Consider the following 11,481-nt stretch of genomic DNA (forward strand, 5'->3'; position numbering starts at 1 on the left):
CGGTCTCAGTCCTCTTCCAGGACGAACGACACCTGGGCGCTGCCCAGTCCGTCCACCCGCGCCTCGACCAGATAGGTGCCCGGCTCGGCGGTGCCGCCGCCGGACGGGGTGGCGCACTCCTCGGAGCTGAGCGTGCGGTCCCACTGCACGGTCCGGGTGGTCTCGCCGTCCGCGGGCACCTCGATCAGCGCGAGGGCGCTGCCCCGCGAGCAGTCGTTGGACGCCCAGACGTGCTCGTTCTCCTTGTCCGTGATCGTCAACGAGGCCGACGCCCGTCCGAAGTCGACCTTGCAGGCGCTGTCCGAGGTGTTCTTCACGACCACCTCGAAGGTGGGCTTCTCGTCGGGCGCGTAGGTGTTCTTCTCGCGGGAGTCCAGGACGCTGCGCAGCGTCAACTCGATGTCGTCCCGTGAGCAGTCGAGCAGGCTCGAATCGTCCGACAGCGCCACGCCGTTACCCACGCCGAGGGCGTCGGCGCCACCGCCGCCACCGCCCGAACCGCCGCCGCCCCCCGTGCCGGAGTCGCCTCCGCCACTGCCGCCGCTGCCGCCACCGGTGGCATCGCCGCCGCCGGAGCCGGAGCCGCCCGAGCCGCCGTCCTCGCCCGACTCGTCGCGGCCGCCCGGTCGTTGACTGTTGACCGAGGAGGTGGCGGAGGGGCCGGGGGTGATGGTGCTCTCGATCCCCTTGCCACCGGGCCCCTTGGCGTCGTCGCCCTTGCCGCCGCCGCCCGAACCACCCAGGCTGAAGGCCCAGATGACGAGGATGAGGAGGAGCACGAACAGGAGCAGCGCAACTCCCCTCCGGCGCCAGTAGATGGAGGAGGGAAGCGGCCCGATCGGATTGCGCAGAGATCCCACGCGGAAACTCTACGAGAGAACAGTCCCGCGCCTCGCACGTACCCGCCGCTCCAGGCCCCCACTTTTCCCATCATCTGACCGGAGCGGGGGGGTGCAACCCCTGACTTTCGTCAGACACGGGTCCTGCCGATCGCTCGATGCGACGACCCCGTAGCGGTCCATACCGTCCCGGACCATGACGAGTACCGACCTCTACCGCGACATCACCGACCTCGCTCACGACTCTCCTGGCTGGATCCACACCCTGGCCGAAATCGGCACGGACGGCGGGCTGCTGATGCTCGCCGCGGCCGCCGCGCTGGTGTGGTGGCGGGCCCGCCACGACACCGCACGACAGCTCGCCCTCGCCCTGCTCGTCCCCGTGGCGACCGTGGTGGCCTACGCGTGCAGCGAGGTCGCCAAGACCCTCGTCGACGAGGAACGACCCTGCCGCGCGGTCTCCGGCGCCGCCCCCTCGATCGCCGACTGCCCGCCCACCGGCGACTGGTCGTTCCCCAGCAACCACGCCACGCTCGCCGCGGCCCTCGCCGTGGGGACCGTGATCGCCTGGCGTCGTGCGGCCGTGGTGCTGCTCCCGGTCGCCGCGCTCCTCGCCTTCTCCCGTGTCTTCGTCGGCGTCCACTACCCGCACGACGTGGCCGCCGGCTGCGCGTTGGGCGCGGTCTTCGCGCTGGTCTGCGCCCGGCTGCTGACCGGTCCGGTGGCCACGCGGGTCACCGCGATACGGGCGGTCGGGCGCGGCGGCCCCCTCGGCTGGGTCGCGGGCCCGGGACCCCGCGCCGCCTTCCCGGGCGGCCAACCGGCCGGGACACCGGCCCGCCACCGACGCTGAGCGGCCTGCCCTGCCCGCCCCGCCCGACCGCCCCGTTCCCGGCGCCGACCGGGCCCCTGCCGCGCAGGCACGCCGGAACCGCGCCCCACTCCAGACCGCGCCCGCACGAATCGGACCCGCGCGGACCGGGCCGGCTACGCGCCGCCGCGCCGGGCGGGCGGTGTCGGGGCCTCCGCCGCGACCAGTCCGGCCTCGTGGGCGACGATGGCGGCCTGGACGCGGTTGCCGACCCCGAGGCGGTCGAGGACCGCGCTGACGTGCCCCTTCACGGTGCCCTCGACGAGGTGGAGGCGGCGGGCGATCTCTGCGTTGGACAGACCGGCGCCGAGGAGGGCGAGGACGTCGCGTTCGCGGGGCGTCAGCACATCGGTGCGGGCGCGGGCCGCCGCCGCCCGGGACAGGCGCTCCCCGCCCAGCTCGGCGATGACGTGCCGGGCGACGCGGGGCGAGAGGAAGGCGCCGCCGGCCGCCACCGCCCGTACGCCCGCCAGGAGTTCGTACGGATCCCCGGCCTTGAGCAGGAAGCCGGTGGCGCCGCCGCTGAGGGCGCGGGCGATATAGGCGTCCTCGGAGAAGGTGGTGAGCATGGCGACGGCGGTGTCCGGCGCCACCCGCGCGATCTGCTCGCAGGCGCCGAGCCCGTCGAGTCCGGGCATCCGGATGTCGAGCAGGGCGACGTCGGGGCGGTGGGCGCGCGCCGCCTCGACCGCGGCCCGGCCGTCGGCGGCCTCCGCGACCACCTCGATGCCGGGGTCGGCGGCGAGGATGGCCCGGACCCCGGCCCGGATCATCGTCTCGTCGTCGGCCAGCAGCAGACGGATCGTCATGACGCCTGTTTCCCTTCCTGTCACCGTACGGGGCCCTGCCGGGCGTCCCGCGACGCCGTCCCCGGCGCTGTCCCCGGGTCCGTCCCGGGTGCCGTTCCCGGGTTCGCCCCTGGTTCCGCCCCTGGGTCCGTCCCCGGGTCCGTCCCCGGGTCCGTCCCCGCCTTCGGCACCCGCTCCTTGGCCACCAGCCGCCCGTCACGGAAGCACAGCCGGAAGTGGTCCACGCTCACGAACAGCTCCCCACTGGCACGGTAGTAGCGGCAGCGCGCACCCCACGGCGGCGTGGACGCCCGGTCGACGGGCGGGTCGGCGACCGCCCGCGCGGGCAGCAGCGGCTCGACGTCCTCCTCGCGCTGGCCGACGCGCAGGCTCGCGTAGTCGGCGGGCGTGAGGACGGTGTGGGTGCTGACGTACGCGTACCAGCCGAAGGAGCCCGCCAGGACGACCAGCGCGGTCCCGCCCACCAGGGCGGCCAACGGCAACAGCCCGCGCCGGGTGGCACGCCGCGCGCGGGCGAACTCGCCCGCGGGCTCGGTGTCGTACGACCCCGTCGACCAACCGGCCGACCGACCGGCCGACCGACCGGCCGACGAACCCGCCGGCACCTCCCCGTGGGCGGCGACGCCGGGCGCGGAGGCAAACGCGGACGCGGAGGCGGCGGGCGCCGACGCGGAGGCGGACGCGGCGGACGTGGTGTGCGGAAGCCGCGCCACCACCGCGAAGCCGTCACCCCGCGGGCCCGCCGTGAACGCGCCGCCCGCCAGCCTGACCCGCTCACGCAGCGCCAGCAGCCCGGTCCCGGCCCCCCGCTCCGTATCCCTCGCGCTGCTCGCGCCGTCGTCCGCCCCGCGCCTCCCCGTGTCGGGGGCGGTCGCGCCCGGCGCGCCGCCCAGCGCGCCGCCCGGCGCCGGACCGCTGAACACCGTCACCGCCGTCTCCGTGGCCGTCTCGGCGACGGTCACCGTCACCGGCGCGCCCGGGGCGTGCTTGGCGGCGTTGGTGAGCGACTCCTGGACCACGCGGTGCGCGGCGCGCTCGGCGATCAGCGGCAGCACGGGGGCGGGCCGCGGGAGGCCGCCGCCCGGCCGTTCCCCACCACCCCTGGACACCGGCGCCGCCTCACCGGCCCGCGTCGTCCGTACCAACCGCACCGGAAGGCCGGAGTCGGCGGCGCGCTCGACCAGGGCGTCGATGGTCTCGCCCGCCGGGGTGAGCGGGCCGGAGACGGCGGCCGACAGGTCCTCCGCGTCCCGGAGCACGCCGATGATCTCGCGCAGCCGCTCCGTCGCCTCGGCCGCCGCCGCACGCAGCTCGCCCGCCGCCGCCCGGTGCCGCTCGGCCAGGTCGGGGGCGACCTGGAGCGCGCCCGCGCGGAGGGCGATCAGGCTCAGCTCATGGCCGAGGGAGTCGTGCATGTCCTGGGCGATCCGCGCCCGCTCGCGCAGCCGGGCGCGGTCGGCTGCGATGTGCTGCTCGCGCGCCAACTGCTCGGCCCGGGTCCAGCCCGCCGCGACCAGCGCCCGGTCCTGTCGCCGGTAACGGCCGATCAGCCACGGGAAGACCACACCGAAGAGCAGCGTCGCGAGCATCACCAGCCACTGGATCACCGGGTCGTCGCCCCGGACCAGGGCCACGGCCGTGCCCACCGCGGCGATCGCGCCGAAGACCGTCGCCGCGCCCCGGGCGCGCTCCCCCCGGCGCCCCAGCAGATAGCCGAACGCGGACAGCGCGGGTCCGTAGGAGAGGGTGAAGAGGGATGTGGCGACCGCCAGCGAGACCGCCGCGGCCAGCAGCAGCGCCGCCGCCGGGCGGGCCCGCGCGACAGCGACGGCCAGCGCCAGCACCATCAGCCCGGCGGCGGTCTGCCAGCCGGGCAGGGGCTCGTTCAGCCCCAGCCGGTCGGCGACCAGCGAGGGCACGGCGAGCGTCGCCCACAGGGACAGGCCACCCAAGACCCGGTGACGTCGGCTCCTCATCCGCTCGACGTTACCCAGCCGCCGGCCGCCGCGCCCCTGTCGAAAGTCAGGGTGGACGAGCACGGGACCGCGGGTGCGCCGGGCCGGGGACGCTCGCTCGCGGGTGCCCCCGGCCTCACAGCCGTACCGCCAGGCGGCACCCCGGGCCACGCGGCCACGCGCCCCAGGCGCGTACCGCCGCCGGCCACAAGCCCCCGCGGACCCGAAGCCCACGGTCGCGGCCCCGCAGGCCCACCCGGGCGCGAAAACGGAGCCCCCAGGCGCGGGGTCGGAGCCCACCAGCCCACCTAAACCGCGCGTCGCGCGACACACGCCAGGGCCACACAGCAACAGCCCAGCCGGCCCACCAGACCTGACACTCGGCCGCGGGCGCCCCGCCCTCACAGCCGTACCGCCAGGCGGCACCCCGGGCCACGCGGCCACGCGCCCCAGGCGCGTACCGCCGCCGGCCACAAGCCCCCGCGGACCCGAAGCCGTGAGGAGCCGAAACGCGCGGTCGCGGCACCACAGGCCCACCCGGGCGTGGGAACGGGGCCCACCAGCCCACCCACCCGCGCGTCGCGCGACACGCGACACGGCCGCACAACCACCGCCCGCCCGGCCCGCCAGGCCCGCCGGGTCGGCCGGCGGGACCGGGCGCACCGGACCCGCCCCGCCCCGCGCCCGGCCGGGTCCGGCGGCCACGCCCGCTTTCGTGCCAGGATCGGAGGCGCGATGACTGCCAAGACTGATGCCGCCAAGACGACCTCCGAACCCACCGTCTCCGCCGGCGCCGCCGCGCCCGCCGAGCTGCACGGCCCCGTCATCACCTGGTTCCAGGCCCACGCCCGCGATCTGCCGTGGCGCCGCCCGGAGGCCGGGCCGTGGGGGGTGATGGTCAGCGAGTTCATGCTCCAGCAGACGCCGGTCAACCGGGTGCTGCCCGTCTACGAGCAGTGGCTGGCCCGCTGGCCGCGCCCGGCCGACCTGGCCGCCGAGCCGCCCGGCGAGGCGGTCCGCGCCTGGGGCCGGCTCGGCTATCCGCGGCGCGCGCTGCGCCTGCACGCCGCCGCCAGCGCCATACAGGAGCGGCATCGCGGCGAGGTGCCGACCGACCACGCGCGGCTGCTGGCGCTGCCGGGGATCGGCGAGTACACGGCGGCGGCCGTCGCCTCGTTCGCGTACGGGCAGCGGCACGCGGTGCTCGACACCAACGTCCGCCGGGTCTTCGCGCGCGCGGTGACCGGGGTGCAGTACCCGCCGAACGCCACCACGGCCGCCGAGCGCACCCTGGCCCGGGCACTGCTGCCGGAGGACGAGCCGACGGCCGCCCGCTGGGCCGCCGCCACCATGGAGCTGGGCGCGCTGGTCTGCACGGCCCGGACCCCCGACTGTGGGCGCTGCCCCATCGCCCGGAGCTGCGCCTGGCTGCTGGCCGGCTCCCCTGCCCACGAAGGGCCGCCGCGCCGCGGCCAGACCTACGCGGGCACCGACCGTCAGGTGCGGGGCAAGCTGCTGGCGGTGTTGCGGGAGGCGATCGAGCCGGTGCCGCAGGCGGTGTTGGACCGGGTGTGGGACGAGCCGGTGCAGCGCGCCCGCGCGCTGGACGGACTGGTGGCCGACGGCCTGGTGGAGCCGCTCGCCGGCGGCCGCTACCGGCTGCCGCTGACCTGACCCCGGTGCTCCGCCTCAGCTGACCCCGGTGCCCCGCCCCGGCGGGGCACCGGCCCATGAGGACGAGCCGTTACAGCGGTCCGTTGCAGAGGTCCGTTACAACGGTCCGTTACGCATGGTTCCTTACGGCGGCCGTTGCGACGGTCCGTTATGGCGGCGCGTTACGACGGCCCGTTACAAAGCTCCTTCACAGCGGCCCGTTACCCGGCGCGGCCCGCCGATCCGTTACCCGGCGACACCAGCCGCCCGCCCCCGTGAGGCGGAACCGGCCGCGGCCAACTCCCCGGCCCCCGCGCGCCGTTGCGCACGGCACCGTCTCCCGCGGGCTTTGTGACAGGGCTGTGACAGTCCGAGGACCCAGCTCTGACACTCGGCCTCATCACCCTCCGTTGTTACACAACCTATGGCTTTCCGTGTGGCCCTCGACGTGCTTCCGTACGGAAAGCCGCAACAGCCCCTCCGTAGGTTCTCTCTCGCGTCGCTCGACGGGGGCGCGCAACGTGGGGAACGCAGTGGAACGGAGGGCTGGGAAGATGGCCAGCAGCGGCAAGGTTCTTGACTTCGAAGAGTACGTGCGGAACCGGCAGGACGCCCTGCTGCGCAGCGCGCGCCGCCTGGTTCCGGACCCGATCGAGGCCCAGGACCTCCTCCAGACCGCCCTCGTGCGCACCTACGGCCGCTGGGACGGCATAGCCGACAAGTCGCTCGCCGACGCGTACCTGCGCCGTGTCATGATCAACACGCGCACCGAGTGGTGGCGCGCCCGGAAGCTGGACGAGGTGCCGACCGAGCAGCTGCCGGACGCCCGCGTCGAGGACAGCACCGAGCAGCACGCGGACCGCGCGCTGCTGATGGACATCCTGAAGGTGCTGGCTCCGAAGCAGCGCAGCGTCGTGGTGCTGCGACACTGGGAGCAGATGAGCACGGAGGAGACGGCGGAGGCGCTGGGAATGTCCACCGGTACGGTGAAGAGCACGCTGCACCGGGCACTCGCCCGGCTGCGGCAGGAGCTCGAAAGCCGTGGCCTGGACGCCCGCGCGCTGGGCCGTCGGGTGTCCGAGGATCGGGGGCAGGAACGGTGCGCGGCCTGACCAGGCCCTCTCTCAACTCCAGCAAGACCGCCCTGGTGACGGGCGGTGCGGTCGTCGCGCTCGCGGCAGCCGGCGGGCTGCTGCTCGCCGGCTGCGGCACGAGCGCCGACGGCGTGCGCAACGAAGGCCGGGCCCCGGTGGCCCGGGCGGAGTCGGCCCCCGCCTACGACAAGGCGGTCGAGAGCCTGCCCCCGAACGGGTCGGCCTCTCCCACGCCGTCCCCCGGCACCCCGGCCACGCTCAAGGCGGACGCGGTCCGGCTGATCAAGGGCGATCCCAAGGTCAGCAGCGAACTGAAGGCCAATCTGCGACCCTGCGGCGATGACGGCTACCCTGTCGAGGTCTCCTTCGGGGCGCTCACCGGCACCGCCGCCGACGACATGGTCGTCAACGTGCTGACCTGCGCCGACGGTTACGGCATCGGCGCGTACGTCTACCGCAAGTCCGCCGGGTCGTACCGGAACGTCTTCGTGGACGAGAAGGCACCGCTGTTCGCGACCGCCGACGGGGACGAGTTGCAGGTCACCAAGTACGTGTACGCGTCGGCCGACGCGGTGTGCTGCCCGTCCGCCCAGGACGACCTCTGGTACCGCTGGGACGGGAAGCGCACGGCGTTCGTCTACGACCGCCGTGCTCGGGTGGACTACAGCAACGGCGCGGAAGAGCAGGAGAAGCTCGACGAGCAGGAGAAGGACTCCCTCGACGAGCAGCGGAAGAAGCAGGCGGTCGCGCCGACGGCGACGGACGACGGAACGGAAGGCTGACAGCGGCGGTGGCCGAGACCCATGTGCTCTTCGTCGAGGACGACGACGTCATCCGCGAGGCGACGCAGCTCGCCCTTGAGCGCGACGGCTTCGTGGTGACGGCCGTTCCGGACGGGCTGGCCGGTTTGGAGCAGTTCCGGGCCAACCGGCCCGACATCGCGCTGCTGGACGTGATGGTGCCGGGGCTGGACGGGGTGAGCCTGTGCCGCCGCATCCGCGACGAGTCCACCGTGCCGGTGATCATGTTGTCGGCGCGGGCCGACTCCATCGACGTGGTCCTCGGCCTGGAGGCCGGGGCCGACGACTATGTGACCAAGCCGTTCGACGGCGCGGTGCTGGTCGCCCGGATCCGGGCGGTGCTGCGCCGCTTCGGGCACGCCAGCGGGCCCGGCGGCACGCCGACGGATCAGGCCAACGACCCCGCCGACTGCGGGGTGCTGCGCTTCGGCGACCTGGAGGTCGACACCGAGGGCATGGAGGTGCGGAAGGCCGGCAACCCGGTGGCGCTGACCCCCACCGAGATGCGGCTGCTGCTGGAGTTCTCGGCGGCGCCGGGCACCGTGCTCTCCCGCGACCGGCTGCTGGAGCGGGTGTGGGACTACGGCTGGGGCGGCGACACCCGGGTGGTCGACGTCCATGTGCAGCGGCTGCGCGGCAAGATCGGCACGGACCGCATCGAGACGGTCCGTGGCTTCGGCTACAAGCTCCGGCCCTGACGAGGCCCGGCTCCATGAAGAAGCTCGCGTTCCGTTCCGGCCTGCGCTGGAAGGTCAGCATCGCCATCGCCGCCGTCGGCGCACTGGTGGCGATCGCACTGAGTCTGGTCGTCCACAACGCGGCCCGTGTCTCCATGCTCGACAGCAGCCGCGATGTGATGAACGACCGGGTGCTGGCGGCCAAGCGCTGGTACGAGAAGACCGGCACCCTGCAGTTCAGCGCCAAGCTGGACGACCCGGAGCTGCCCGAGGACCTGCGGAAGGTGGCCGCGCGCGGCGAGAGCGCCAGCTACCTCCAGGACTCCGGCTCCGGCGCGCCCGAGGTGTGGGCCTCGGTGCCGCTCAACGACGGCAGGGTGCTGTCGATCCACAGCCGCTTCAAGGATCGCTTCGAGGTGCTGCGCGACCTCGACCGGGCGCTGGTGATCGGCTCGGTGTCGGTGGTGCTCGGCGGCATCGCGCTGGGCGTGCTCATCGGCGACCAGCTCTCCCGGCGACTACGGAAGGCCGCGATGGCCGCCCGCAAGCTCGCCGAGGGCGACTCGGAGGTCCGGGTCCGGGAGGCGATCGGCGGCCGGGTCCGGGACGAGACCGATGACCTGGCGCGCGCCATAGACGGCATGGCCGAGGCGCTCCAGCAGCGGCTGGAGGCCGAGCGGCGGGTGACCGCCGATATCGCGCACGAGCTGCGTACGCCGGTGACCGGCCTGCTCACCGCCGCCGAGCTGCTGCCGCCGGGCCGCCCCACCGAGCTGGTGCGGGACCGGGCCCAGGCGATGCGGCAGCTGGTGGAGGACGTGCTGGAGGTCGCCCGGCTGGACGGCTTCGCCGAGCGGGCCGAGCTCCAGGAGATCGCCCTGGCCGAGTTCGTCAGCCGCCGGGTGCGGGGGGTGGCTCCGGACGCGAAGATCGCGGTGATCCGGGACGCCCACGTCAGCACCGATCCGCGCCGCCTGGAGCGCATCATCGGCAATCTGCTCGCCAACGCCGCCCGACACGGCAAGCCGCCGTTCGAGGTCACGGTCGAGGGCCGGGTGCTGCGCATCCGCGACCACGGGCCGGGCTTCCCGGAGGCGCTGCTCAAGGACGGCCCGAGCCGCTTCCGGACCGGCAGCAAGGACCGGGCGGGCAAGGGTCACGGCCTCGGCCTGACCATCGCCGCCGGTCAGGCCCGCGTCCTCGGGGCGCGACTCACCTTCCGCAACGCGGAGCCGCTGGCCGAGGGTCGCGAGGGTGCGGTCGCCGTGCTGTGGCTGCCGGAGTCCGCGCCGACCAACACGGGCAGCTTCCCCGTCATCGACGTACCGGACTGACCGGTCCGATCACGCTGAGCGCGGCGCCCCCACGGGCGACACGGAACGTCGAAGGCGACCCCGAGGACAAGCGCAGGGCCGTCCTGGGGGTCGCCTTCGATCTGCTGGATCAGGCGTCGGGGGTCACGGAGGACCCCACGCCGTCATGCGGTTCCGGCAGGGTCAGATGCCCACGCCGTGGCTCCGCAGGAAGCCCAGCGGCTCGACGGAGGAGCCGTAGTTCGGGGTGGTGCGCACCTCGAAGTGCAGGTGCGGACCGGAGGAGTTGCCGGTGGAGCCGGACAGGGCGATCACCTGGCCGGTCGCCACGGTCTGGCCGACGCTGACCTTCAGCACGGAGTTGTGGGCGTACTGCGTGTAGGTGCCGTTGTCGTGCCGGATGACGACGGCGTTGCCGTACGCGGGGCCGTCGCCGCCGCCGTTCGGGCCGGCCTTGACGACCGTACCGCTGTGCACGGCCTTGACCGGGGTACCGGTCGGCACGACCAGGTCCTGGCCGCTGTGGGTGCTGGTCCACATGCTGCCGGCCTTGCCGTACGTGGCGCCGACGACGTAGTTGTCCACCGGCTTGACCCAGTCCGGAGCGGGGGCCGGGGCCGGCGCGGGCGCGGCCGGGGCCGGGGCGGGCGCCGGGGCGGCCTTGACCTCGGTGCGGGCCTCGCTACGCGACGCCTTCTTGGCGGCCTCGTCACCCTTGGCGCGGTCAGCGGCGGCCTTCTTCTCGGCCTCCGCGCCCTTGCGCTGGTTGTCGGCCTGGGCCTGGACCGACGTGGCGACCTTGCGCGCCTCCGACTTCGGCTCCGGGGAGTGGTCCGTGGCAAGCGCCACCCCGGCCCCCAGCGCGGCCGTCGCTCCCAGACCCGCGGCCATGACGGCGGCACGGGTGCGGATCGACGTGCTCGCGAAACGGGTCGTGATGAGCTTCTGCATACGGAACTGCCTCTCGGGTGTCTCGGTCATGAATGCGTTCCGGCTCGCACCGGAACGGCTATTCATTGGTAACCCGCCCGCGCCGCCAGGCCAAGGGGCGCTATTACTAGGCAGAGCCGTAGTCAATACAAGGGAAATAAGGCCCCTTGCCGTGGTAGGAGGAAGCCGAGAAAAACCGCCCCGCGGGCCCCGAGAAGACCCTCACCAGGCCATAACACCCCGTCTGACCTGCACATATCTGGAGGCGTCCGGAAGTCCCGCCCCTCCCCCTAGCGAAAGTCCCAAGGCGGCCGGGACCTTGGTCCTTTACCGGACATCATGCCCCTCCTATTGCTCCTAGTAGCCCGGAAAAGCCTGTGCCGCACATCACCGAATGGCAAGATCAACGGCTATTTCGGCGGGACTTTCGGATGTCTGTTTCGGGACCAAGGACCCCCTGTCGGCGGTGGTCGGAACGAGCCGTACGACGCGCTGCCTGCCGCCTGCCGCCTGCCACCCTGTGTCGCTCAGCGGCGTGCC

General features: G+C 74.1%; 10 protein-coding genes. 6 read left to right on the plus strand and 4 right to left on the minus strand.

Translation table 11 applies throughout. The features are described from left to right. Positions 1–5: 5 nt before the first annotated feature. Positions 6–860, minus strand: a complete 855-nt coding sequence (locus LRS74_RS14450) for a hypothetical protein (protein WP_277741380.1) — start codon at positions 858–860, stop codon at positions 6–8. 175 nt (positions 861–1,035) lie between these two features. Here LRS74_RS14450 and LRS74_RS14455 point away from each other — a divergent pair, with 175 nt between their 5' ends. After that, positions 1,036–1,692, plus strand: a complete 657-nt coding sequence (locus LRS74_RS14455) for a phosphatase PAP2 family protein (RefSeq protein WP_277741381.1) — start codon at positions 1,036–1,038, stop codon at positions 1,690–1,692. Positions 1,693–1,826: 134 nt separating this feature from the next. Here the strand turns inward: LRS74_RS14455 and LRS74_RS14460 are convergent, their stop codons facing one another. Further along, positions 1,827–2,519, minus strand: coding sequence for a response regulator transcription factor (locus tag LRS74_RS14460; protein ID WP_277741382.1), 693 nt, complete (start codon positions 2,517–2,519; stop codon positions 1,827–1,829). Positions 2,520–2,539: 20 nt separating this feature from the next. Continuing rightward, positions 2,540–4,495, minus strand: a complete 1,956-nt coding sequence (locus LRS74_RS14465) for a histidine kinase (protein ID WP_277741383.1) — start codon at positions 4,493–4,495, stop codon at positions 2,540–2,542. A 714-nt stretch (positions 4,496–5,209) separates the two neighbouring features. Between LRS74_RS14465 and LRS74_RS14470 the strand changes: the two genes are divergently transcribed. From LRS74_RS14470 to cseC, 5 genes are all read left to right on the plus strand, one after another. Further along, entirely contained in the window at positions 5,210–6,148 is a 939-nt protein-coding gene (locus tag LRS74_RS14470) for an A/G-specific adenine glycosylase (protein ID WP_277741384.1), read from the plus strand. A 533-nt stretch (positions 6,149–6,681) separates the two neighbouring features. Continuing rightward, positions 6,682–7,239, plus strand: a complete 558-nt coding sequence (locus LRS74_RS14475) for a SigE family RNA polymerase sigma factor (RefSeq protein WP_277741385.1) — start codon at positions 6,682–6,684, stop codon at positions 7,237–7,239. Next, positions 7,227–8,003, plus strand: coding sequence for a hypothetical protein (locus LRS74_RS14480; protein WP_277741386.1), 777 nt, complete (start codon positions 7,227–7,229; stop codon positions 8,001–8,003). Before LRS74_RS14475 ends, LRS74_RS14480 begins: the two co-directional genes overlap by 13 nt. Before the next feature lie 8 nt (positions 8,004–8,011). Next, a complete protein-coding gene (gene cseB / locus LRS74_RS14485; RefSeq protein ID WP_277741387.1) occupies positions 8,012–8,719 on the plus strand; it encodes a two-component system response regulator CseB in 708 nt (235 codons plus the stop codon). Positions 8,720–8,733: 14 nt separating this feature from the next. Further along, entirely contained in the window at positions 8,734–10,032 is a 1,299-nt protein-coding gene (gene cseC, locus LRS74_RS14490; RefSeq protein WP_144382872.1) for a two-component system sensor histidine kinase CseC, read from the plus strand. 162 nt (positions 10,033–10,194) lie between these two features. On the opposite strand, the gene LRS74_RS14495 is transcribed toward cseC, so the two are convergent. Beyond that, positions 10,195–10,962, minus strand: coding sequence for a M23 family metallopeptidase (locus LRS74_RS14495; RefSeq protein ID WP_277744756.1), 768 nt, complete (start codon positions 10,960–10,962; stop codon positions 10,195–10,197). Between the last annotated feature and the right edge of the window lie 519 nt (positions 10,963–11,481).

Origin of the sequence: Streptomyces sp. LX-29, from assembly GCF_029541745.1 — a bacterium.
GTDB lineage: Bacteria > Actinomycetota > Actinomycetes > Streptomycetales > Streptomycetaceae > Streptomyces.